At 70.0% G+C, this 23,303-nt stretch carries 24 protein-coding genes; 3 read left to right on the top strand and 21 right to left on the bottom strand.

The genetic code is table 11. The annotated features are described in order from the left end of the window. Positions 1 to 49 precede the first annotated feature (49 nt). Entirely contained in the window at positions 50 to 1,033 is a 984-nt protein-coding gene (locus tag VM95_RS11555) for a DUF5937 family protein (protein WP_045695045.1), read from the top strand. 252 nt (positions 1,034 to 1,285) lie between these two features. Here VM95_RS11555 and VM95_RS38730 read toward each other — a convergent pair whose 3' ends face one another. From VM95_RS38730 to VM95_RS11525, 5 genes are all read right to left on the bottom strand, one after another. After that, a complete protein-coding gene (locus VM95_RS38730) occupies positions 1,286 to 2,626 on the bottom strand; it encodes an NUDIX hydrolase (RefSeq protein ID WP_052707298.1) in 1,341 nt (446 codons plus the stop codon). Further along, the gene (locus VM95_RS11540) at positions 2,623 to 4,542 is read right to left on the bottom strand and encodes an ABC transporter ATP-binding protein (RefSeq protein WP_052707297.1); all 1,920 of its coding nucleotides are present in this window, start codon (positions 4,540 to 4,542) and stop codon (positions 2,623 to 2,625) included. The genes VM95_RS38730 and VM95_RS11540 overlap by 4 nt, the downstream gene beginning before the upstream one ends. After that, on the bottom strand, positions 4,539 to 4,718 hold the full coding sequence (locus VM95_RS11535) for a nucleoside triphosphate pyrophosphohydrolase family protein (RefSeq protein WP_045695043.1): 180 nt from the start codon (positions 4,716 to 4,718) through the stop codon (positions 4,539 to 4,541). Before VM95_RS11535 ends, VM95_RS11540 begins: the two co-directional genes overlap by 4 nt. A 72-nt stretch (positions 4,719 to 4,790) precedes the next feature. After that, positions 4,791 to 6,524, bottom strand: coding sequence for a group II intron reverse transcriptase/maturase (ltrA, locus tag VM95_RS40160; protein ID WP_078859795.1), 1,734 nt, complete (start codon positions 6,522 to 6,524; stop codon positions 4,791 to 4,793). Between the two features lie 584 nt (positions 6,525 to 7,108). Further along, positions 7,109 to 7,342 carry a nucleoside triphosphate pyrophosphohydrolase family protein gene (locus tag VM95_RS11525; RefSeq protein ID WP_045695038.1) on the bottom strand — a complete coding sequence of 78 codons (234 nt, stop codon included), beginning with the start codon at positions 7,340 to 7,342 and terminating at the stop codon, positions 7,109 to 7,111. A 162-nt stretch (positions 7,343 to 7,504) separates the two neighbouring features. Between VM95_RS11525 and VM95_RS42395 the strand changes: the two genes are divergently transcribed. After that, positions 7,505 to 7,714 carry a hypothetical protein gene (locus tag VM95_RS42395; protein ID WP_157882051.1) on the top strand — a complete coding sequence of 70 codons (210 nt, stop codon included), beginning with the start codon at positions 7,505 to 7,507 and terminating at the stop codon, positions 7,712 to 7,714. Between the two features lie 477 nt (positions 7,715 to 8,191). Beyond that, positions 8,192 to 8,812, top strand: a complete 621-nt coding sequence (locus VM95_RS11515) for an NUDIX hydrolase (protein ID WP_045695184.1) — start codon at positions 8,192 to 8,194, stop codon at positions 8,810 to 8,812. A 391-nt stretch (positions 8,813 to 9,203) separates the two neighbouring features. On the opposite strand, the gene VM95_RS11510 is transcribed toward VM95_RS11515, so the two are convergent. The 16 genes from VM95_RS11510 to VM95_RS11445 form a co-directional block, all read right to left on the bottom strand. Further along, a complete protein-coding gene (locus VM95_RS11510) occupies positions 9,204 to 9,803 on the bottom strand; it encodes a RibD family protein (protein WP_244178725.1) in 600 nt (199 codons plus the stop codon). Positions 9,804 to 9,883: 80 nt separating this feature from the next. Beyond that, the gene (locus VM95_RS42390) at positions 9,884 to 10,021 is read right to left on the bottom strand and encodes a hypothetical protein (protein ID WP_157882050.1); all 138 of its coding nucleotides are present in this window, start codon (positions 10,019 to 10,021) and stop codon (positions 9,884 to 9,886) included. 366 nt (positions 10,022 to 10,387) lie between these two features. Further along, entirely contained in the window at positions 10,388 to 11,473 is a 1,086-nt protein-coding gene (locus VM95_RS11505; RefSeq protein ID WP_045695029.1) for a hypothetical protein, read from the bottom strand. A 1-nt stretch (position 11,474) separates the two neighbouring features. Then, the gene (locus VM95_RS11500; RefSeq protein WP_244178724.1) at positions 11,475 to 12,266 is read right to left on the bottom strand and encodes a thiopeptide-type bacteriocin biosynthesis protein; all 792 of its coding nucleotides are present in this window, start codon (positions 12,264 to 12,266) and stop codon (positions 11,475 to 11,477) included. Positions 12,267 to 12,283: 17 nt separating this feature from the next. After that, entirely contained in the window at positions 12,284 to 13,408 is a 1,125-nt protein-coding gene (locus VM95_RS11495) for a lanthionine synthetase C family protein (RefSeq protein ID WP_052707296.1), read from the bottom strand. Then, positions 13,405 to 16,449 carry a lantibiotic dehydratase gene (locus tag VM95_RS11490; RefSeq protein WP_045695025.1) on the bottom strand — a complete coding sequence of 1,015 codons (3,045 nt, stop codon included), beginning with the start codon at positions 16,447 to 16,449 and terminating at the stop codon, positions 13,405 to 13,407. Before VM95_RS11490 ends, VM95_RS11495 begins: the two co-directional genes overlap by 4 nt. A gap of 95 nt (positions 16,450 to 16,544) precedes the next feature. Next, positions 16,545 to 16,742, bottom strand: a complete 198-nt coding sequence (locus VM95_RS11485) for an FxLD family lanthipeptide (protein ID WP_045695020.1) — start codon at positions 16,740 to 16,742, stop codon at positions 16,545 to 16,547. A 50-nt stretch (positions 16,743 to 16,792) separates the two neighbouring features. Further along, positions 16,793 to 18,016 (bottom strand): methyltransferase, FxLD system, encoded by a 1,224-nt coding sequence (gene fxlM / locus VM95_RS11480; protein ID WP_045695017.1) that lies wholly within the window; start codon positions 18,014 to 18,016, stop codon positions 16,793 to 16,795. Between the two features lie 233 nt (positions 18,017 to 18,249). Then, a complete protein-coding gene (locus VM95_RS42385) occupies positions 18,250 to 18,423 on the bottom strand; it encodes a hypothetical protein (RefSeq protein WP_157882049.1) in 174 nt (57 codons plus the stop codon). Positions 18,424 to 18,549: 126 nt separating this feature from the next. Continuing rightward, a complete protein-coding gene (locus tag VM95_RS11475; protein ID WP_341846003.1) occupies positions 18,550 to 19,191 on the bottom strand; it encodes an HAD-IA family hydrolase in 642 nt (213 codons plus the stop codon). Between the two features lie 34 nt (positions 19,192 to 19,225). Continuing rightward, positions 19,226 to 20,428 carry a helix-turn-helix transcriptional regulator gene (locus VM95_RS11470; protein ID WP_052707294.1) on the bottom strand — a complete coding sequence of 401 codons (1,203 nt, stop codon included), beginning with the start codon at positions 20,426 to 20,428 and terminating at the stop codon, positions 19,226 to 19,228. 181 nt (positions 20,429 to 20,609) lie between these two features. Further along, positions 20,610 to 21,170 carry a hypothetical protein gene (locus tag VM95_RS11465; protein WP_045695015.1) on the bottom strand — a complete coding sequence of 187 codons (561 nt, stop codon included), beginning with the start codon at positions 21,168 to 21,170 and terminating at the stop codon, positions 20,610 to 20,612. A gap of 15 nt (positions 21,171 to 21,185) precedes the next feature. Beyond that, positions 21,186 to 21,623 (bottom strand): ATP-binding protein, encoded by a 438-nt coding sequence (locus VM95_RS11460; RefSeq protein WP_045695013.1) that lies wholly within the window; start codon positions 21,621 to 21,623, stop codon positions 21,186 to 21,188. A 214-nt stretch (positions 21,624 to 21,837) separates the two neighbouring features. Then, on the bottom strand, positions 21,838 to 22,572 hold the full coding sequence (locus VM95_RS11455; protein WP_045695009.1) for a hypothetical protein: 735 nt from the start codon (positions 22,570 to 22,572) through the stop codon (positions 21,838 to 21,840). Between the two features lie 14 nt (positions 22,573 to 22,586). Then, on the bottom strand, positions 22,587 to 22,775 hold the full coding sequence (locus tag VM95_RS11450; RefSeq protein ID WP_045695006.1) for a hypothetical protein: 189 nt from the start codon (positions 22,773 to 22,775) through the stop codon (positions 22,587 to 22,589). After that, positions 22,772 to 23,215, bottom strand: coding sequence for an ATP-binding protein (locus VM95_RS11445; protein WP_052707293.1), 444 nt, complete (start codon positions 23,213 to 23,215; stop codon positions 22,772 to 22,774). Before VM95_RS11445 ends, VM95_RS11450 begins: the two co-directional genes overlap by 4 nt. Between the last annotated feature and the right edge of the window lie 88 nt (positions 23,216 to 23,303).

The following is a 23,303-nucleotide window of genomic DNA, read 5'->3' as shown; positions in this document are numbered from 1 at the left end:
TCACTGCCGCCCAGATATTCCATCCTGATCGAATCCTCGCGGAGGGCCAGTGCTCACCTGGGAGTTCTCCGCACAGGACCTCGCCCGGACGCGCTTCGCCCGCTCGCCTCTGTGCGAGGTCACGGCGAGCGTCGAGGTGCTCAAGGACCCGGGCCGGCACGCGGTCCATCTGCCGTGGGTGCGGCAGGCCAGCGCGCAGCTGGCGGGGGTGGGCTGGGAACTGCTGTCCCAGCTGGTGCGGCTGCCGACGGTGTACGTGCCGGACTTCCTGACTCCGGTACCGACTGCGTCCAGCCCGACGATCGAACAGGCACTGGCCGACCTGGCCGCCACCGATCCTGCGGCGGTGCGCCGCGACCTCGCCCGGATCGGGGGTGAACTGTCCCCGTTGGTAGCGGAGTTGGCGCGGGATCCGGAGGTCGGTCTGGCCCGGCTGGTGGCGGAGATCCGGGTGTACTGGGATACCGCGATCGCCCCGCACTGGGACCGGATCGAGCGGCTCGCCGAGGGTGAGATCCTGCGCCGGGCCCGGCAGATGGCTGTGGGTGGTCCGGCGGCGCTGTTCGCCGACCTGCACCCGCAGGTGACATGGGAACGGGACACCTTGCGGATCGGCTACCGGATGGTCGACGCACACCGGCGGCTGGACGGAGAGCGGGGCCTGGTCCTGGTACCGACGGTGTTCGCCTGGCCCGGCGTGTTCTCCCAGCAGAACCCGCCGTGGCAGCCGGGCCTGGTGTATCCGCCACGCGGGGTGGCGACGCTGTGGGAGACGGCGGGCAGCGCGGTGCCGGAAGGGCTGACGCGGGTGATCGGCCGTACCCGCGCCTGGCTGCTGGCCGAGCTGGACGCCCCCGCCTCGATCGGCGAACTCGCCGAGCGCACGGGCCTGTCCGCCCCGAACGTCTCCCACCACCTGACCGCCCTCCGTGGCGCCGGGCTGCTCGCGCGCCACCGCACCGGCCGCACGGTCATGTACCTGCGCACCGATGCGGCCGAACTCCTCCTCCGGGCCGTCCCAGCCGACGGTTGATCCGACCACCGGAGCGCGCTGCGGTAACCACCGCAGCGGGAGGAGACATCGCGGTCGTGCACCGTTGAGCAGTACCTGCCTGTGCACGTTCGGGTGTACGCCGACACCGACACCACCGACTTCGGCTTCGCCGCCTCCGAAGGCCCGGGCATCGCCGGCCGTTCACCACGATCCGGCAGGTCCTCGGCGACATCAGGGCCGTTGGCCCCGCCTGCTGCGCCCGTCAACACATGTTGACGGGCGCAGCCTGGTTCAGGCTCCGATCTGGTCGAGGTAGTGGGCGACGTACGGCGGGGTCCGGAGCGCGGTGACTTCGGCGAAGGGCACCCAGGCGATGCCCACGCCTTCGTCGCCGAGCCGGATCGCGTCCTTCGGGCCGGTGTACACCGCGTGCAGGACACGGGTCATCGCCGAGACGCGCTCGTGACGGGGGCCGGGCAGCACCCGGACGTCGGTGATGGTGATCCCGGCTTCCTCGAAGACCTCCCGGGTCGCGGTCTCGGGCGGCGTCTCGTCGTCCTCCCGCCACCCGCCGATCGGGGTTCGGTGTCCGGGCCAGGCGATGCCCTCCTTCTCGTCCCGGTGGTGCAGCAGCAGCTCGCCGTCCGGGGTGGTGACGAACACCACGACGCCTTCGAAGTCCTGCTCGGGCGGCGTCGGGCGCTCGATGTAGAGCACCCGGCCGGAGCGGGCGGCGCGCAGCACCTGGAGGTCTTGCCGGTACTCCTTCGGAGTCTTGTAGTGGCGCCAGGTGTAGTCCGTTTCGAAGCGGTGCTCGCAGTGTTCGGCCGGGTCGAGGACGATGCGGGCCTGCTGTTCCCCGGTGAGCGTGCCGCCGTCGAAGACCCAGCCGATCGACGCCACGGGTCGGATGTGGTCGGCCTGCTGGTGGATGACGGCGATCAGCCGCTGTCGGCCGACCGGGTCCGGGTTCTCCGCGAGCAGGTCGAGGCCGATCTCCTCGCGGGCCTCGCGCAGCGCGGTCTCGAACGGGGACTCGCCGGGCTCGGAGTTCCCGCCGGGCCAGTCCCAGCGTTCGGTGTCCACGGCGTTGCGCATCCCGAGGACGCGGCCCTCGTGGTCGCGTACCAGGAAGCAGGCCCACGTCATCGGCCGGTCGATCGTGGCGAGGTAGTGGCTGGCGGGCTGCCATCCGGCGGCGAGGCGGTGGGTGAGCCAGGTGATCACCTCGCGGTAGCCGTCGCTGGTCGGCGGCAGTTCGTCCGGGTGGAACCAGCCGTGGGCGTCGTGCTCGGAGAGGGTCACTGCGGTGTCGTCCGGGACGGTGCAGGTGAAGACGAACTGGCGGGTCAGGCGGCCTCGGGTGTTGATGAAGTCCAGGGCCCGCACGTACTCGATGTCGGGGCAGTGGATGCCGGTCTCCTCGGCGAGCTCCCGGATCGCACCGTCCCGGGGGTCCTCGCCGTCGTTCAGCCCGCCGGCCGGGTAGTCCCACAGGCCGGGTAGCACGTCGTCCTGCGTACGGCGCAGCATGAGGAGGCGGCCCTGCGGGTCCCGGACGACCGTTCCGGCCGCGATCTTCTGGACGCCCTCGGCCAGGGCCTGTTCGGCGAGCAGCTGGTACGAGATCACGCGTTCTCCTCTTCCGGGGTGCGCTGCGCGGGGATGCCCGTGCGGTCGTTCTGGAGGTCCCACAGCTCCCGGAACCGGCCGCCGGTGTCGGCCACCAGTTCCTCGAAGGTGCCGCACTGGATCACCTCGCCGTGGTCCAGGACCACGATCCGGTCGGCGATGGCGACGTTGGTGAGCCGGTGCGTCACCAGCACCACGGCCTTGTCAGTGGCGAGTGCGCGCAGGTTGGTGAAGATCCGGTGCTCCGCGCGGGGGTCGAGCGCCGCGGTGGGCTCGTCCATCACCAGCAGCCCGGCCCGGCGGTAGAAGGCGCGGGCCAGCGCGATGCGCTGCCACTGGCCGCCGGACAGTTCCTCGCCGCCCAGCCACTCCACCGCGAGGAGCGTGCCGAGGCCCGAGCGCAGCTCTGCCAGCACCTCGTCCGCGCCGGAGGCCCTGGCGGCGGCCCACAGCGCCTCGTCGTCTCCTTCGTCGTGGGGCTGGCCCAGGGTGATGTTCTCCCGGGCGGTCAGGGGCCAGCGGGCGTAGTTCTGCGGGACGACGGCGACCTGCTCCCACATCGCCTGTGGGTCCATGGTCCGGGTGTCGGTGCCGTCCCATTCCACCGCGCCGGCACCGGGCTCCGGGGTGTAGAGGCCGGCGAGGCACTTGGCGAGCGTGGTCTTGCCGGAGCCGTTCTCCCCGACGAGCGCCACGATCTCCCCTCGGTCGACGTGCAGGGTCACGCCGTTGAGTGCGGTGCGCTCGCTGGCCGGGTAGGAGTAGGTCAGCTCCTTGACCGTCACCTGGTGGGGCGGGGCTGGCCGGTGGGTGCCGGTGCGCAGGGCGAAGCCTCCGGCGTTGTCGAGGAAGCCGAAGAGGTCGTCCAGGTACATGCCGATGCGGAACAGGTAGGCGCCGTAGCCGACGATCCCGGCCAGGCTGTTGGAGACCGAGGTGAGGACGACGACGGCCGCCCCGCCGTGGGGCAGGCTCATCCGGCCGCTGGTGACCAGCCACGCCATGGTGGCCCACACGATCCCGGCGCCGAGCCCGGAGGCGAGCGCGCCGAGGACGGACACCTTCGCGGTCGCCGCGGCGGCGTCCTTCGCGTTGCGGTCCAGGCGCCGGCCGACCTGGTCGTACTTGGCCATCAGGAAGCCGCTCATCGTGTCGGAGCGGACCTGGTCGGCCTGGGCCTTGACGTGGATGTACCAGCGCAGGTTCGCCATGATCCGCCGATCCGCCATGGCGTCTCGGCTGGCGAGGTACTGCACCCGGGCGGCGCGCACCGAGGCCAGACCTTGCGGCAGCGCGGCCAGGACCAGCAGCGGAAGCAGCAGCGGGTGGAGGTAGGCGATGACGGAGGCCGCGCCGATCAGCGAGCCGAGCGAGGCGAGCAGGTTCTGGGCCTCGCCCAGGATCTCGACGCACATCTCCGCGCCGCGGTCGGCCGCCTCCAGGTCGTCGGAGTACCCGGAGTGGTCGTAGGCGGTCAGCTCGGTGGCGAGGGTGGCGCGCAGCACCGTCGCCTCGGCCTCGCGGGCGATGCGGGGGGACAGTCGCACCGTGATGGTCTGGTTGACGATGCCGAGCAGGCGGCGAAGCCCGGCGGACGTGGCGATGACGAGGATGGAGGGCAGGGCCGCCGTCAGGCGGCTGGTCGTCGCCCCGGCGGCGAAGACGGCGCTGATGCCGTTGGCGGTGGCGAACAGGCCGGTGGCGCCGAGACCGGCGGACAGGATCTGGCAGGTGAGCAGGAGCGCGGCGGAGCGGGGTTCGATGCGCCAGGTGAGGGCGTAGGCGCGGGCGACGACCTGGGGAAGGCGGCGGGCCATCGCGGTGACGGTGATGGCGCGGGTGGCCTCGACGCGGCGCCGGTCGCCGCTGAACTCCAGCTGCTCGTCCGCGACCGGCCCGGCGGTGGTTGTGGTCAAGCGGTGGCCTCCCAGCCCTCGGCCTTGGTGCGGATGGTGCTCAGGTGCTCGGTGAGGAACCATTCGGGGTCGCCGCCGAGCATGCAGAGCGTGACGAGGGCGGTGAGGGCGGTGTCGCACGCCTCGGCGCGCACGTGGTCCCAGGTGTGGGAGTGGGTTGGGTAGGAGGGATGCATTACTGCATCCCTCCCCCCGTGGAACCGTACGTGCGACTCTCACCGCATACGGCTCGGGCTGGCCTCTGGCCACTATTGCGGGTGTCTGGAATGGTCTCCGGCATGGAGCTGCCGGTGGCATTCTGCATGGATAACCTCCAGGTTGCTTCGGTGGTTTGACCCACCCTTGCTGCGGTACACGAGGTGGTGCACATGGATGGCTCGAATGGACGCCGTGAACCACTTCGCCCAGTCTTGGACGTCATCCGGGTCGTACCCGGCGCCTTCGATAAGGTCCGTACCGCACAAAGTGCATAGCCCCTTCTGTCGATAAGCCAGCTGGAGAACCGTTCGGCTCTCTGTTTCTGGCAGTCGCTTTCGGGTTCTTTGTTTCCAATAATCTTGAAGCTCGGGATCGTCGGGCGAATGTCCCCCTCGGATCAACACGTGGCGCACGATCGGCGTCCATTGGAACTTTCTGAGATATTGACCCTCCGAGCCAAACACCCAGTTGTCCGCTCTGGCCGGATTGTGTCGCCCCCAGTACCTACGCATCACCCACCCGTGGGATTTGTTGCCGTGACTGCGAACAGCCCACCGGCGGAGTGCGATGTAGGTCCTTTCATCGAGGTCCTCGAATATGTCCTTGGAAACAACATGCCGATAGTAAGTGGACCAGCCTCGGATGAGCGGGTTTAGCCGCCCAATCAAGACCCTGGCTGATTTCCCCAGGCTTGTCTTGATGATCTCCTTGACCTGATCCTTGGCACGCTGCACAGCAGCCCTGCTTGGCTTGATGAGCAGTTTCCCGCTGTACCGGCGGACATTAAACCCGAGAAAGTCAAATCCGTCTTCGAGGTGACGCACCGTCGTCTTTTCCTCGTTGAAGGATAGTCCTCTGGGCTTCAGCCATTCGGCCAGACGGGTCTTGCTCGCCCATGCTTCTGCCTCTGTTTCGCATAACACCACGAAGTCATCGGCGTACCGGATGAGAATTGGTGATTGGTTATCTCTTTCCCTGATCCTTTCTGTTCCTTCTCGGATAACCACCTGTCCCATCCCGTGGAGCGCGACGTTCAGCAGCAGTGGGCTCACGACCCCTCCTTGTGGGGTGCCCTCCGGCGTGGAGCTGAAGCGGCCATCCTCCAGGACCCCAGCTTTGAGCCACCCGCGGATCTGGTTGCGGCCTGGGAAGAGGCCGACTTGATCCATGAGATGCTCGTGGCTGATCCTGTCGAACGCCGCCGAGAGGTCTGCGTCGAGCGCCCACAGTCTTCTCGCGTTCTTCTGGCTTACAACGGTGAAGATTCTCCCGATCGCGTCATGGGTGCTGCGACCGGGGCGGAAGCCGTAGCTCCTCGCCTCGAACCGTGCCTCCCATTCAGGCTCAAGTGCATTCTTTACTCGCGCCTGATTGACGCGATCCCGAATAACCGGGATGCCGAGGGGTCTCTTCTTTCCGTTGGACTTCGGGATGTATACGCGTTTGACCGGTTTGGCTGGGATTGCTGGCCTGGCGAGGACTTCCTTAGCAAGGCCACCCCTTGCGGCGGGAGTTAGAGCTGTTTTCCCGTCGATGCCGGCGGTCTTCTTTCCAGAGCTCTGCTGCGTCACTCTCTTGATGCTGACCAAGGCATTGGCCCGCGATCGCAGCATAAGCTTTTGCAGGTTGCGCACCTGCTTCCAGTCGCCTGCTTTCGTGGCCCTGTAGATCCGTTGCCGCAAACGCCTTACGGATGCCTCTTCCAGCTTCCAGTCGATGCTGTGCCAGAGCTTGGCGCCGCTCGCGGGTCCGTTCGTCCGTAGGGCTTCTATGCTGGTGGGCATTCGGCCCTCCTTCCGTCTAACTTGTGCCGCGATGCAGATATTCGGGCATTGGTGCTACATGGCCTACCTGTTCGTGTCTGCCCACTTTCGTGTCCGACAGTTGCCGGTATCCGCCGGGTTATACCGGGAGGAGAGAGTCCTTTATTCCCGGCTTTCCCCTGAGCTTTCGCTCTAGCGGCATTCGCTTCTCGAACATCCTGACCTGCATAGGATTTCCGCCTTCGTTGCCTCCGGCCTACCGACTTCCCGGACCCATACAGGGTTTCCACGTTCCGCTGTCGACAGATGCGACCGGCGAGGATGCCCTCTCTTGCGCCGACCTCCATGGTGGTCTCAACCGCCCCAAGGGATGGGACTGTTGCATGTGGAACCTCTCAGTCCCGGAGGCTGCACCCACCGACTCCATACCGTTGCGGGCTCCCACTAACGACGCTTTAAAAGGGTTCGCTCAACGCTCATCCGTCCGGTCTTCCCCTTCGCCTGTGGCTCCCAACGGTCTGGGAATCCCTTGGGCTTGACCACCTCGGCTCAGCACCCCGACGTTGCCATCGACGCACCCGAGGCTGGGGACCGGCTGTTGACCACTAGCCGGAGTTCAACCGTTCCTCTCTTCTGACTGAACAACTGTTAGACAGCGACTTCGTGTCGCACCCCTTGTTCGGGTTGAGTCCGAGCGCTCCGATGATGGCCTGGGCGAGTTCGCCGGCCTCCTCCTGGACCTTGAGCCCTTGCAGCATCCGGAGCTTCTCGGGATCGTCCTTGAAGCGTGAATTCAGCTTATTAGCAACCAAGTTGGCTACTTGCAGCAGCTCTTCCATGGCGGCTGATCCTGCTCCCTGTTCGATTTCGCGTCCAAGCGCCGGGAGGTTCCCGGCGGTTCTCGGCGGTTCCCGGCGAGCCCGGGTCGAAGACCACGTTTTCGATTCGGGCCGGGCCGCTCACCACAAGGTCGGGTCCTCCTGCGGCCGGGGTGGGTGGCGGTGGCCGGGCAGTCCGGGCGGGACGGCGGCGGCCAGCAGGGCGGTCCAGGTGGCGTGGTGCCCGGCGAGGTGGATCAGCAGCAGGGCCGCTGCGTGGGCGTCGAAGGCGGCTCGGTGGCGCTTCCCGGGGACGGCCGAGTAGCTGTCCAGGTGGTGCGCAGGTTGCGCAGGGTCGTCTCCGGCTGGTGGCGCATGTGGCCAGGCTCGTAGGCGTGCTCGGCGGTGCCGGAGAAGTAGCTCGCCCCGCACCCCGACCCGCGCCGCTGCCGCTGCCGCTGCCGCTGCCGCCACTGCGCCGACTGCAGCGGGAGGAACACCCCAAAGCGGCGGACATCACTGCGGTCCTCGTGTCAGAGCCAGACCGGGCCCGATCGACGGCCGGTGGACGCACGCCCTGGTCGAGGGTCCGCAAGGGAAGTCGCACCCACCGGCCCAGGCGCTCGGAGCGGCGCGCGTCGGGGTACGGGGCGAGAACAAGCCCCCGGTGAAGAACCGGGCCTCATCGGGGTCATGGCGGGGTTCTGGAGACGGCGCGTTGGTGGGTGGAGGCTTAGACCTGACTTGTAGAGTGCCAACCGCCTTGTAAGCCACGCATCTTGTGGGAGCCGACTGTGTTAGCGCTCGTAGCTCGTCTCCGATCTATCGGTCACAGGGAGTCTTGCTCCCGGGGTGGCGTGGAGGTTCGCCGTGGCGATCAGTGATGCGGCTATCGCGAGCGCCCTTGCCGCCTACCTTGAGCGCTATCCGGACGAGGCTGAGCAGCTGTCCGAACCTCTGCGACTTCTGGGTGAAGGGCGGGACTTCGCGTCGCGGCGGAGCTTCCCCATGCACGTGACCGTTGGTGCACTCCTTGTCCGGGACGACGCTGAGGTCCTGCTCATCGAGCATCTGGCGTACGGCATTACTCTGCAGCCTGGCGGGCACCTTGAGCCCACCGACGTCGACCTGCTCGCTGCCGCGGTGCGCGAGCTGACGGAGGAGACCGGGCTTGACCCTGCTGATGTGGTCCCTGCGTCGGTGACGCCGGTCTACATCGAGTACGGAGAGGTTCCGGCTCGGCCGGAGAAGGATGAGCCAGCTCACCATCACCTCGACCTCGGATTCGCGTTCAGGACCGCTCACGCGAACGTGGACGTTGGCGCCCTCCAGGAGTCCGAGGTGACCGGCGCGGCCTGGTACCCGCTCGCCACGGCCGAGCGTCTGGTTGGATGGCGCATCGGCCGGGCGGTCAGTGCGCCGACTCGGCTCGGCTGTCCACTCCGTGGTCGGCCCGCCAGGTGGCCGGCCGACCGCGGATCCCCTCGGTAGTCGACAGCAGATCTGATAAGTCGGCCGCGCGCTCAGTCGAAGGACGGCTTGCGGTCCCGGCTCCGCTTGATCTCGAAGAAGCCGTCTGTGTCCACACCGCGGTCCTCCAGGATCACGTCGACGCCGTCCAGCAGCTCGGGGGTCAGGCGCTCGACCGGACAGGGTGTCGGCGGCCTGGTCGGTCAACTCGTCCAGCGCAGGCACCGGGAGCCCAGCGAGGCGGCCGTAGGCGGTCACGGTCTCGGTCAACGGCTGTTGTTCGGTGTGGGGCAATACGCCGGTGCTGGCCAGATGGGTGAAGGTATCGCGGGCCGCGTAGCCGTCTGCGTGCTCCAGAATCCTGGTGATCAGCGAATGACGGCCGCCGCGACGGCCGTCTGCCTTGTGCTGCTCAGGCCGAGACTTCCTTCGGCGCGTAGCGCAGCAGCACCACGTCGCCCACGGTCTCAGCCCCCAGCAGCTTCATCCGGTGGGTGCTGCCGCCGGGGAACTCGGCCGGGTAGGCAAACCGCGGGGCGCCGGCCTCACCGAGCAGCAGCGGGGCCACGGCCAAGTGGATCTCGTCGGCCAGGCCGAGGCTGAGGAACTGGGTGTGGATCTGGCCGCCGCCTTCGACCATCAGGCGGTTCACGCCGCGGGTTGCCAGGTCTTCGAGCATGACACCGAAGTCCACCGTGTCGCCGGTGGAGACCACGTCGGCCAGGCCGTGCAGGGTGTCGCCCAGCTTCAGCGCGCCGGCGTCAGTGGTGTAGACGACCTTCTTGTCCCCGAAGTGCCAGAACTTGAGGTTCCGGTCGAGGTCGCCGCTGGCCGTGATCGTGGCCTTCAGCGGGTACTCGGGCTTGCCGGCCGCGACCCGAGCGGCCCGGCGCTCGTCGCTGTTGACCAGCAGGCGCGGGTTGTCGCTGCGCAGGGTGTTGCCGCCGATGAGGATGGCGTCCGACTCGGCCTGCACCTGGTCCACCCGGTCGAAGTCGTCGGCGTTCGACAACAGCAGCCGCTGCGGCGAGGTGTCGTCGATGCACCGTGGCTCCGTTCTTCGCGGGTGTGGTGTCGAAAGTCCTGGGGAGATCACACTTCATGGAGCATGACGCCGTCGAGAGCCTGGCGGAACGACGCGACCTCGGTCACGTTCGCCCAGCGCTGCAACTGGCGGTCGAGTGAGGCCAGTTCACCGAAGATCCGGCCGGAACCGGTGGCCACGGCCACTGACAGGGCTTCAGCTGCGGTCAGGGCAGCCTGCTCGGGGCCGAATGCGCGCGGCTGGGCTCCCGCCGCCCGGGCCAGGTAGACGCACGTTTACGGCGGAACGAAGCCGGCAGTGGCCGGATGGCTGGTCGAACCCTCTGGCCGCCGCCTCGTAGTGGCCGAGGACGGCCAGGGGCGCGCCCTCTGCCCAGTAGAGCAATCTCCTGGACCGACGCCGCCAGGACGACAGCATCGACCGACTTCTTCCTATAGGACCAACAAGCCTTGGACAGGCACCAGTTCGCGACCCTCCAGCAGGCCAAGCCGCGCGATCAGAAGTCCAGGCCTCCGCCACGTACTGACCACGGCTGACCATGCACGAGGTCGTTAGCAGCGGGCGGTCAGGCTGTGGGTGAGCGCCGAGGCGCTGCGGTCGAGCGCGGCGCCGAAGGTGTCGTGCAGATCGGTCGGTAGCTCCATTCTGTCGAAGCCGCAGGCGACCACGGTCTCGGCCAGTTGCTGCTGCTCGGTGCAGGTCAGCGCGGAGGCGCAGGCCGAGTGGGCGAGGACGTCGCGGGCCGCGTAGCCGTCGCCGTGCTCCAGCGTCCTGGCGATCAGGAACCGGGCCGCGTCCCGGGCGCGGGGATGGTCGGTGCCGCCCACGGTGTCGATGAGCGCGAGGCCGAGGCGGGTGTTGAAGACCGCGTTCCGCGGGTCAACTGCGTGCTGCTCATAGGAGTACAGCATCTCGGTGGGGTCGGTGACGGGCTGACACAGGGCGGTTAGGCAGGCGGTGACCGTGGCTTCCCACGGGTCACCGGGAAGGGTGGCGGCCAGGAGCGCGAGCGCGCCGCCGATGTCGCCGCCGAGCGCTGTGGCGAGCACGGCGATCTGGCGGCCCTCGAACATGCGCCGACCGATCATCCCGGGCCGCTCCAGGTGGGCGTGGGCCTCCTCCCAGCGCCCGGCGCGGGTCAGGGCCCGGGAGCCGTCGACCAGGAGAGTGCCGCGCGTCCACTGGACGACCTCCTGGTGGTCCTCGTCGTTGGCGGTCAGGGCGGTGACGGGCACGGCGATGCCCGCCACGGTCGTGTCGGTGCGGGTGGTGACGGCTTCGTGGAGTGCCCGCAGCACGTCGAACGCCTGGTCGGCGTCGCCTTGGCGGATCAGGAGGTTGGCGACGTTGACGACGGGGGCGAGCGAGTGGCAGGCGTCCTTGGCCGCCAGCGGCGCGGCGGCGAAGAAGAGCCGGGTGTGGTCGGCGCACAGACGGCGGGCGAGGCCGTGCAGGCCGAGGTCGCAGGCGATCAGGGCGGCGAGGTTGTGGACGGCGGAGGCGCCGGTCGCGTCACCCTGTGCCTCGGCCGTGCGTGCCTGCTCGTCCAGGCGCTGTATCCGGACCGGCAGCGGCGGGCACGGCGGCCGGTGCCGGGGGGCGAGGGGGAAGCGCGTGGCAATCGAGAGCAGGTCCATGTCACTCCTTGCCGAACACGCGGCTGCTGGCGGTGGACGCGATGGCGCCCTGAACGGCGGGGCTCAGGCCCATCCGGTTGAAGTGGAACAGCACGTGGTGTGCAAGGACCGCGCGCAGTCCTCGGGTCAGCTGACCGTCGTGGGCCAGGCGTACCAGGCGGTGGCCGGCTCGGGCGTGGACGTCGAGCCACGGCGCGGCGAAGGCGAGCGGCCCGCTGTACAGGGTGCTGTCCGGGCTGGTGTCCACGCTGACCAGCCGCTCAAGGGCCGGGCCGAGCCGGGCGAGCTGCTCCGGGTCGTCCTCGGCCTGCCGGTGGGCCGCGACCTTGGCCCAGACGTCGCCCTGCTCGTACCACTCCTGGCCGGCGCCCCGCAGGAGGGCGGTCACCATGAGGATCGCCAGCTCGCGCCGCCGGTCCCGCTCGCCGGCCGCGGCAAGGTGGTCGAGCACGTGACGGCTGTCCTGATGGAAGAGCAGGTGCGCGGCGTCCATCCCCAACTCACCGCCGAAGGCGTGGACTTCGGGCTCGTAGATGACCTGCTTCCAGCCGTCCACCCGTGGGTCGGTGAGCGCGCTCGTGAGGGCACCGGTGACCTGGTCCGGGTCGGCGCCGTCCTGGACCTGGTAGCGCACCCGCCACACGTCGCCCTTGCGCACGAAGTGCCAGCACTCCAGGTGCCCGGCGGTCTCGGCAGCGAGGAGCGCCGGGCGCAGCCGGGCGAGGGCCGTCGGTTCGGCGGCAGACCGGTCGGCGAAGCGGACGTGCAGCTGGAGCATGCTGGTCTCGGTCACGGCACCTTTCCGTTCGGTCAGTTGAGGAGCAGGCAGGAGTCCCAGCCGGACAGCGCCGTGCCGGTGCTGGCGGTGCTGCGGGCCAGGGCGGTGCCGGTGGTCCCGTCGAGCAGGCCGGCCAGGTCCTCGTCCGGCTCGGGGAGCAGCGCGGCGAGCGCGGCGAGGTGTTGGGCGAAGGCCGCGTTGGTGCTGTCCTGAGCGATGCGCCAGACGGTCTGGTAGAGCCCGGCGGTGCCGTGGCACAGTCCGCCGTCGTCGGGGAGCCGGCCGAGCTGGGCCGGGTCGGTGAGGCAGCCGAGCACCGCCGTTTCGGCGAGCTGCTGGCGGGCGGTGTCGGCGAGCGCGAGGGCGGCGAGTTGCTGCGCCCTGGCGAGTCCGGGGGTGCCGTAGCACCACGATGGGCGCAGGGGTCCGCGTTGGCGGGTTCGGCGGGCTGCTTCCTCCTGACGGGTGACGGCCTCGGGCCACCATGCACCGGTGGGTCCGTCCTGGCGCCAGGCGTCGAGCCACGTCAAGATCCGGCGGATGGCCACCGGCTGCCCGAGAACGGTGACGCCGTGGCGGGTGGCGAGGGCCAGCAACGCCAGGGGGCCGCTGATGCCGTGGGCCAGCCCGAGATTGCCGTGCCCGCCCAGGTACTCGGATGAGCGCTCGCCGGAGGGGGCGAGGTGGGTCCACCAGCCGGGCAGGCCGTTGGGTAGCGGATCGGTGAGCCGGACCAGGTAGGCGAGGACGTCGCGCAGCAGTTCCCCGTCGTGGTGATGGCGCAGCAGGTGCGCGCCAAGGCCGGTCAGTCCGTAGAGCAGGTCGTACTCGGCGAATTCCGGTGTGAGGCCGCGGTCGATCCGAGCGTGCGCGGCGGTAAGCCGGGCGCGGGTCGTGGTCGCCACGGCCTCGTCCAGTGCCTGGATCGCCCGCTGGTAGCTGCCGGGGCCGATCGTCGCGCTGTGGACGGCGTACGCGGCGGCCGGCGCCCCGTAGAACAGGCCCATCCCGGGGCCCGCGCTGACGCCGCCGTGCAGGGCCTCGGCCAGATGGGCGTGGACGTTCTGCCAGCTGCCCTGACCGGTTGCGGCCTGCTCGATGCGCAGCAGGGCGAGGCCCGCCGCTCCCTTGGCCAGGGACTGGGCGGCCCGGTTCACTGCGCGGCCTTCGCGGTGTAGGTGAGAGCGGCGGCGCGGGCCAGGCGGTGGCAGAGCCGTTCGCTGTCGCGATCGATTCCGAGGGCGCGCACGTGGTGCATGTGCAGCAGAGAGAGGAGCACCTGGTCGTCGTCGGGGTCGGCGGCGGTGAGTTGGTCGCGGTAGGCGGACAGTGTCTGGGTCCGGTGCGCCCAGGCGTCGGCGACATTGGCGCCGGCGGGCGTCTCGCGCAGGGCTGACCAGTCCTGGTCGGGGTTGGCGAGGCGGACGGCCTGCCGGTGCACCTCGCGCGGGACCGGGGTGGGCGAGCCGGGCGGGATGGTGGAGGTGAGCCAGCGCATCCCGGCGGCGGTGCCGTGGAAGCCGGTGGCCAGGGCAGCCATGCCGGCCCCGGTGACCGCTCGCGGATCATCGTCGCTGGCGGCGATCAGGCGCAGCTGGGCGACGGCGGCGCGGGAGTCGGCGGCGAACACCGTCTCGGCGGCGGCCAGCGTCGGCCCGTGGCCGTACCGGCCGGCCTCGGGCTGGTAGGTGTCCAGCTGGAGGTGGGTGATGAGGCCGAGGTCGCGCAGCCGGGCGGCCCAGCCGCCGACGTGCAGAGCTGCCGGGCCGTAGGCGGCGGTGTCCGGCAGGGTAAGGCGCAGGCGCAGGTGCGGGTCGGGGTCCTTGTAGCGCAGGAACCACCACTCGGGTGTGGTGTCGAACTCGGCGAACAGCGCGGGCAGGTGGGTGGTCAGGATCTCGGTGTGCCGGTGGGGGCGGCCGTAGATCTTCGCCGACAGGTAGGCCGTGGAGCCGGGTAGGTGGCCCTGGGTGCGCAGCCGTACTGCGCGGCGGCGACTGGCCGGGAGGGGAGGGCGGGTGCTGGCGAGCGGCATCGTGATCTCATGGGGGCGGCCGTCGATCCAGCCGAACGCGTCGGCGTCGGGCGCCTCGGTCAGCTCGGCCGCCGGGTGGGAGTCCAGGTGATCGCGCAGCAGGACCAGGTGGGCGCTCTCGCTCAGGTCCAGGCGAAGGCGCAGATCGTGCTGGGTGAGGAATACCCGGTCCGGGACGCGGTAGAGCGTCAGCCACCGCTCGGCGGCCTCGCGCCACCTCAGCCACGGAGCAGCGGCCGGTGGAAACTCGGCGGCGGGAAGGCGCCAGCGGGCCAGGGCCAGGATGGTGCGGCGGTAGCGGACTCGGGGCAGGAAGGGCAGCTGTCCGGCTGCACCCCAGTCGAAGCCGGTGTAGGTCGGGGTGTGGGCGGTGGTGATCTCGCACAGGAACCGGGCGAGGGGCTGGGTGTTGTTGCGGAACTCGACCGCCGTCATGACCCGCGGCTCCACCGGCTGGCCGGTGGACAGGGAGACCAGCCACATCCGCTCGTCGTTGCCGCAGACCGCGAGGTCGCGCAGGTCCAGCACCTCGGGCCCGGCAGGGTCCGGCTGCTCGGCCAACGGTAGGAGCAGGGGAAGGACGGCGGGAGCGCGGCCGACGTTCTGGACCCGGGCGTGCAGGGGCGGGGCGGACACCTGCACGGGGATCGCCTCGTCGGCGAGGGTCGGCAGGGCGGCGTACACGGCAGTCATCCGGTCACGGTCGCCCGGGTCGAGCAGGGGCAGGAACCGGCCGGTGGTGGTCCCGGCCGCCCGGGGCGTACCGGTCACGGTGAGGACGAAGTCGCCCCGCTTCAGGTGCTCGCGGGTCGGCGCGGAGATGGTGAACGTCAGCTCGGCGTGAGGCTGAGCATGGTGCCCGGCCGGAACGCGGGCGAGGTCGGCGACGGCCTGGTCGTCCAGGACGGTTTCGGTGCGCCCCTCGACGGCGGCGGCCTGGGCCAGGGCGAGGAGCCGGGCGTCGCGGCCGGTCAGGGAGGGACGGGGTATCTCCTGCAGGGCCTCGCGGTAGCGGGCGGGAAAGCCGAGACCGGAGTTCGGGTTGGTGATCTCCAGGACGGGCACGACGGCGCCGGTGCCGTACCGGTCCAGGTAGCGGTCCCGGTAGTCCCGCCAGGGCGGGAGCCCGTCCGGCTGGGGGGTGAGGCGGGTCAATGCGCTCACGGCAGCCTCGGCCTCGGCCACGACCTTGCGGGGCAGGGTGAGGGCGGCGTCGAGCCGAAGGTCCACCATCAGCGGCTTCTCTCCGGTCAGAGCCTGCGTCATGGTCTGGGCGAGGCCAACGCGCGCCTTGGCCCGCTCCGCTGGATCGTCAGTGGTGTCGTGGTGGTGCAGGGCCTGTTGAGTCTCGCGCAGCAGCTCAAGCAGCGGAGCGGCGGCCGGCACGGTGTCGGCCTCGGCCTGGTCAAGGACCGCGAGGACGTGGGCGAGCGGGTCGGTGGCCGTCATTGGCGGCCGTAGGGCGGTCAGCAGAACCCGATGGGCCACCAGGCAGGACAGCAGGTCCCGCACGGCGCCGGGGGCGGCGGTGGGGAAGTCCGCGGTGAGCTGTCGGGCCAGCACCTCGACGCGCACCGGGGCGAAGGCGGCGCCGAGCACCGCTTCGACGGGGCGGGTACGCCTGACGGCAACCTCCACTGGATCGCCCTCGGGAATCGGGTTGGCCTGCCACGGCACCACGAGGCGGTCGCCCTGGATGAAGCACAGCGGGTTCGCCACCACGGGGAGTCGGTCCAGTAGCTCGGCTTCGGCTTCCAGTCTGGTGATGGCGGCCGACAGCCACACCGCGTCCGGTCTGGCCACCGCCCGGTGCCCGCTGCCGAAGGACAGGGCGAGCCGGTCCCCGATCCGGGCCGGGGCGATTCCGGCGAACAGGCCGAACGGCGTCGCCCGGCCATCGGCCCGCAGCAGGTAGCGCAGGACCGACACCGTCAGGCGCCGCAGCTGCCGCGCCGGCAGAACCCGGCCGGCGGCCACCGCCGTGGCCCGGTCGGCCACCACGGGGCTCGCCACCGTTACCGCCTCGGCGAACTGCTCGTTCGACCAGACCTGTTGCAGCCACGCCGTCCACTGCCCGGCGTTCCCGCCGACCAGGTCCGGCCAGTCCGGCTTGACCGGTAAGGCCGCCGCCCGGAACAGGACGGCATCCACAGCGCGGTACACCGCTCATCACCCCCATGAGAAGACGGAAGAGGGCCCGGCGGGCGGCCCAGGGCCCTTCGGTCCCGGCCCGCCCGCCGAACGTTCAGCTGTTCAGGTCAGCCGACGTTGCCGCCGCCGCTGGCGCAGGCGCTGCCGGAGCAGGTGCTGCCGCAGTTGTCGTTCGTGTCGCGCAGCAGGTTGGCGAACACGTCGCCGCTCTCCACGATGGTCGGGTCCAGGTCGAACTCCGAGCCGCCGAGGCCGCTGACCGTCGCGTTCTCGGTCTCCGGCGCGGTGAGCGTCTGAGGCGCCATGCTGGTCCCCTCCTTGGGTATTGGTTGCCTTCTCCGGCCTGGCCTGTCGATCACGGCCAGGAGATCGTGATGCGGGTGTGCCGCTTGTCGATGACGCGGCCTTCTCCGAGCTGCTCGTCCGGTGTCCCGGCCGGGTGGATCGTGAACTGCGGCCCCGGCCCGGAACGGTGGCTGCGGTCCCAGACCCGAACCTGCTCGGCCAGCTCGGCGGCGAGCTTCGCCGCCTCGGGCCCGTAGCCGTGCGCGCCGAACTCGAACGTCCTCGGGTCGTCGCTGACCTTGCGCAGCGCGAGGTGGGCCAGGCTCGAACCGTCGGTCATCGCCGGGCAGGCCGTGCGGTTCTGCGGCGCGACGAGCTTGGTGTCCGAGGTCGCGGACAGCATGCAGAAGCCGGGCAGCGCGCTGGCGAGCCACAGGTGCAGGGAGTCGAACGGCTCCGTCTGCCCGACCGTCGCCCCGGTCCATTCCTCGACGCGTGCGGTGTCCAGCGCGCCGGTGAGCTTGTCGGCGTGGGTCGGCGGCTCCTCGTCGAACCGGAGTCCGACCTCCTTGCCGTGCAGGAGCAGCAGCTGCTCCTCGTGCGCGCCCTCGCCCTGCATCCGCACGAACCCGGCCATCTCGGCGGACACGCTCACCAGGCGGTCGCCGTCGCGGCGCAGGGTGATCGAGCGCGAGACGCCGCGCATCCGCAGCGGGACCGTGATGGTGCCGTGCTCGGTGAGCTGATTCACCCAGGCCGGCGGGATGTCCCAGGCTCCCACGGTGACGAGGATGCGATCGAAGGGGGCGTGATCGGCGCAGCCCTGTTCGCCGTCGCCGAGGACGACGTTCACCCGGTCGTAGCCGGTGCCGGCCAGACCGCGGGTGGCGCGGTCGGTGACGTCCTGGTCGATGTCCAGGGTGGTGACCTCGCCCTTGTCGCCGACGATCTCGGCGATCATCGCGGCATTGGTGCCGCTGGAGCCGATCTCCAGGACGTGGTGGCCGGGCTGGAGGTCGGCCTGCTCCAGCATGAACGCCTGGATGCGGGGGGCGGAGACGGAGCTGATCGCAACGCCGTACCCGTTCCGCTTGGTGATCACGACGTCGTCCACGTCGTACGCCTGCCTGGCGGGCGCCTCGGGGACGAAGACCTCGCGCGGCACCGTGCGGAACGCGCGCTCGACGCCATCGCTGGTGATCTTGCCTTCCGCGAGCAATTTGTCCGTCATCGCCGAGCGCAGTTGCTCGGGGGTGTCGGCGCTGGTGACGTCGGTCTCCACCGTGTCGGGCATGGGACTCTCTCTCATGTGATGATCAGTCAACTTTACGAAAACGATGTGCAGTTAGAAGCCCAGAGCATACGGACCGCCACTGTCAGTGGCGATCGATGGGCGCCGGCGGCCTCGCGACAATCGGGGACGGCTGGGCGCAGTCGGATGCCGGGCATCAACCTTCGCCGGCGCCACAGTGCCGAGACTGTCGCTCTCGGCGATCCTGATGTCCGGCCGGCCGCCGCCCAGGACGCTCAGCAAAACGGGGGCAGCACCCGCGCGTCGATGAACACCGCGGCGACCACCCACTCCCAGGTCTCCGCGCACCGGCGGCGGGTCTCCAATACGCCGGCGAAGCCTTCGCCCGGCGAGGCGAAGTGGATCACCACGAGGACCCGGACCGGCGATCGAGGTGCATTCGAAGGCATGTCACTACTGTCACAGCACCGTCGCTCTGAGCAAACCTGCGGGCCGTACGACTTCCAAAGGTCGCGGGACGGTGGAGTCGTACGGCGCGTACGACTCCACTATCCACGTCGAACCATGACGCAACGTCAGACGCAGGGAGCGGGGCTCGACTCGACGGGCTCCAGGTCCAGCAGCCGGGCCACCCTGGCGGCGACGCTGGGTCCGTCCGCGAGAACGGGCGTGATTCCCAGGGCTTCGGCAGGCGCGAGGTTCTGCCGGTGGTCGTCCACGAAGACGCAGTCGGAGCCGGCAAGACCCATACGTTCCAGCGTACGCCGGTAAATCACCGGGTCCGGCTTCGCGATCCCCTCGAGTCCACTGATGACTCGCACGTCGAAAAGTCCCCAAATCCCCGTCGCGACATAGGGGTTGTACGGATCGAATCCGTAGCTGTTCGACAGCAAGGCGACGACGATGCCTGCGGCACGGGCACGTTCCGCCAAGTTCACCATCTCCGGCACGGCCCGTACCCCGCCGTGGGCACGCCCCATCAGGTTCTCCCCGGAGACACCCATGAGTGCCGCTGTCCGCTGGTTCCAGTCAGCCTGCGGCATCCGGCCAAGCTCCAGCTCCACGTACAGCGCCCGTCCCGCCGGATCGTCCTCCAGCGTTCGTCGCCAGGCGTCGGCCGGTAGTCCCTCGCTGGCGCACCATGCCCGCGAGGACCGGCCGATCGGAGTGGTCATCACTCCCGCGAAGTCGAGTATCAGGCCGCGGTAGGGCGACAACGGGCACTCCCAGGCTGAGGGGTCGGCGCAGCGCTCACCGGATGTCCGGCGAGGTCCCCAGGATCTCAGACAATTTGCGGATTCGGCTGTTCCCAGCGCGACCGGCCCGTTGGATGATCACCCCGGGGATGGCCTGGTGCTTGGCCCACTCCGGATGGGCTGAGCAGACCTCGAGCAGGGTGTCGAGGGAGGATTCCCACTGCCGCGAGTCGCACTGGGCGAGCGCGATGTCCAGTTGCATCCGGTTGTGCGCGGCCTGCGTCAGGCCGGACGGATCGAATCGCCGGGAGAGGTCAAGTGCCTTGGTCGCGTTTCCGAGGGTCACGTTGATCCCCACGGCCTGCGCACCCGCATAGCTCGGACCGTACTGCATCCCGTTTCCGAAGACGTCGCGCCCCAGCCGCGCCGCCACCGCATGTGCCTGGGAGAGCAGGTCCGCAGCCCGGTCGGAATCCCCGAGTCGACTCGCCGCGACCGCGGCGAAGGTGATGTTCTTTCCGTACGCGGCCAACAACCCCGTCCCTTGCTCGGAAAACCTCGGCTCGGCACGGGTCGCGGCGGCCTCGGTCTCCCGCAGCGCCTGCTCCACCCGCGCGTCCCGTAGCAACACCCTCGCTCGGGCGGAGCCCAGCATCGACAACCGCACAGGATCGGCTGCCAGCTCCGCGTGCCGGAGGGCGTGGCCGACCGACGAATACGCCAAGTCCCTTGCACCGAGGAAGTTGGCGATCAAGCCGGCCGCACGATAGGCATCCGACATCAGACCGGCCGCCGCTGCCTCCTGGTCGGCTGGCACGGACCGTGCGAACAGCGCCACCGACCGTAGGAAGGGCCCGACCAGCGAACCGGCCTCGGCATACGCCCCGCGCCAGTAAACCCGCCACATCCGCTCGGCGGCCTCGGCGAGGTCGGCCTGGGCCGGAGCCCCGCCCTCGGCCGGATCGGCAAGCACACCAGCAGCCGTGTCGTGAACCGTCCGGGACAACTCGCGCAGCATCGAGCGATCGTCCCGCCCCATCCCGCGCCGCGGGGCCTGCTGGCCGAGGATCACCGAGACGTCGGAGTGCAGCGCCTCCGCCAGGAGCAGCAGCGTCGGCAAGGACACCGTCCTGTCCTGCTCGGCCTTCTGGATCGTGTGCTTCGACAGCCCACTGCGCTCTGCCAGTTCGGCCTGGGTCTCCTTCCCACGGAGCATCTTGATCCGCTCGCCCGTGGTGAAGTCCTGCCACTGACTCACTGGTCACCCCTCCGCTGCTTCCGCTCTCGTGGACCGTAGCCGCCTTTGCGCGCCGGCGGAGGGCGCTTTCCCGGGAACGAAATTCCTTTGGCCGACCCGGTCCGCACCATTAGCTGGCCGACCGGTTCATCGCCGGTCGGCCAGCAGCGCTCAGGAAATCAACGGGGACGACTTCCTGCGGTTACGGGGTGGTCGCGTGAGTGGCCCGCGCGCGGCAGCGGGCGAGGGCGTTGCGGAGGCGGACGTCCGGGGCGGGGTCGGCGGTGAGGAGTTCGCCGGCGGTGACGAGGGTGGTCCAGTAGAGCTCGGGGTCGCCGGTGGTGGGGAGGGGTCGGGCCGCGGCGAGGGAGAGGTAGGCGGCGGTGAGGTTGCCGGTGGTGAACCAGCGGGCGAGACCGTGCTGGTGGCCGGCGCGGATGGCGCCCATGGCGTCGATGGCGGTGAGGAAGAGCTCGATGATCGCTCGCTCGCGGGCGTCGAGCTGCTTGGGGACGTCGAACACGCCGAGGGCTTCGAGGAGTTCACCGGTGTCGTCCTCGGAGCCGGGGCGGGGGTTGGCGAGCAGGGCGTCGTAGCAGTCGCCGAGGCGGCGGTCGGTTTCGGTGGCGGGGATCGCGAGGGCAGCGCAGACGGCGCGGGCCGAGCGCAGGGGCTCGCGGGTGCGGCGGGCAAGGGCGGCGTAGGCCTCGGCGGGGGTGGCGCCGGTGTCGAACAGGTGGCGGGCGGCGAGGGCCAGTCGCATGGTGGGCGCTCCCTGTCAGGCCGCGAGCGCGGAGGCGGGGGCGACGAAGGCCCAGGTGAACTTGCCGATGCCGCCGGCGCGGGGGCAGCAGCCCCAGCGCTCGGCGAGTTCGTTGACGAGGAGGAGGCCACGGCCGTGTTCATCGTCGGGGCTGGCGCCTCGGAGCGTGGGGCGGCCGCTGCCGCCGTCGTGGACTTCGAGGCGCAGGCGGTCGTTGATGACGGCGAAGCGGATCTCGATGAGGCAGTCGTCGGGCGCGTCGGAGTGCTGGACGGCGTTGGCGAAGAGCTCCCCGAGGAGGAGCTCGGCGACGTCGCGGTAGCGGTCGCCGGTGGGGAGGGCGGCGAGGTACGCGCGGAGGAGGTGCCGCGCGAGGGGCGTGGATTCGGTGCGGGAGTCGAGCCGCGCGGCGAAGGTGCGGGGGCGGCGAACGGCCGGGCGGGTTTCGAGCATGGCGAAGTACCTCAGTACAGGAAGGAAGGTGTACAGAACCGGGGACCTGGCGCTGACGTGAAGGACGGAGCAGCGTTGCTTCACATTGCGGGGCGCACAGAGGGGCGCGCGTATGCGCATTCACGCCCCATGGGCATGACGCACTCCACATTGCACAACTCTGGGTTTGCCGCCCGCCCCGCCGACCGGGGCGGACACGGAGGGTGACTTATGGTCAGATCAACGGCCCGAAGAGGCCGCGCTCCCAGGTGCCGAGCCAGGAGGCCGTGGCGGACGGCAGCTCCTGGTCCTCCGTGGACTCGTCGTACGGGAGCATCGCGGTCGGAGCGATCCAGCCCTCCCCCGGCTCGATCCGGATGCGCAGGACCCCGAGCCGCCGTCTGCCGCCGGCGAGGAACTGCCGGAGGTCGTCGGTGTGCGGGTAGTGGGTCTCGTAGTGGTCGTGCAGCGTGCGGCAGATGGACTTGATGTTGATCGTCGCGAGGAGCAAGTAGCGCTCGCCGGGGCCGAGGTTGACGCAGAGGCGGCGGCGCGAGGTGTCACGCTCCAGGTACGGGAGGTTCTGGTAGCTGTCGATGTGGAGCCCGGGGCGCAGGCCGGTCTCCGGCAGGCGGTGGGTGACGGGCTCGCCGGGCGGGTCGTCGGTCGTGCCGAGCGGGATCGGGTGCGGGTCGCCCAACACGCGGACCAGGGCGGCGAGCGAGTACTCGTCGGTCACGGTGGCGGGGGCCCGGAAGAACTCCACCAGGCCGCTGTCCTTGGTGAAGACGGACGGCGCGCACTGTGCGGGAAGGTCCCCCGACAGCGGCGCCCACTCGCCGGCCGGGAGCACGGCGCCGGATTCGTGGTCGGGGTCGCCGCGGAGGAGCCGGACGCCACCGATCTCGCAGCGGTCTCGGAGGGCCGCCGGGTCGCGGAAGGCGATGGCGGCGGGGTGCATGCTGGTCATGGTGTCGCCTCGGGTCAATCGTCGTCGTCGGATGAGTTGTTGTGGCGGTTGATGCCGGTCATCAGGGCGGCGGCCAGGGTGGTCCACCAGACGACGTCGGCGGTCGCCGGCTCGCTCGGGGAGACGAGGTCCGAGGCGAAGCAGGCGAGAGCGAGGCTGGCGATGGCGATCCCAGCCGTCGTGGCGAGCTTGATGGGGATCAACTCCCGGGAGATGGACGGTTGTTGTCCGGGTCGAGGAGGACCCGGACCCAGACCCGCTTGCCGGCGTCGCGGCGGACGATGACGCCGAAGTCGACCGCCAGCTGACGGACGAGTTCGATCCCTCGGCCACCTTCGGTGAACCGGCGGGGGTGCGGGCGGCGGACCCGGAGGTCGCCGCGCGGGTCCCGGACCTCGAGCCGGCAGTCGCCGTCGAACTCCTGGAGCGAGAGGCCGACTTCACCCTGCCCGTGGCAGGCGTGGACGACGGCGTTGGTGACGAGTTCGGAGGCGATGAGGACGAGGTCGTCGACGGGGTCGCCGCTCCAGCCCCAGGAGTTCAGCTGCTCGCGGATCAGGCGACGGGCGGTGCGGACCGAGGTCGAGTGCTCGGTGAGGACGGTCTCCCAGGTTCGGAGGACCGGGTTACGCAAGGTGGACATGAGTCACCCCACACCTTCTGCGGCGTGTTCAAGCGGTCACGTTGAGTGTGGGGTACCGAAAATCGAATTTGCAACCCAAACAGCTACA

Source organism: Streptomyces rubellomurinus, from assembly GCF_000961885.1.
Taxonomy (GTDB): Bacteria; Actinomycetota; Actinomycetes; order Streptomycetales; family Streptomycetaceae; genus Kitasatospora; species Kitasatospora rubellomurina.
This window is presented reverse-complemented; position numbering and strand designations above follow the sequence as displayed.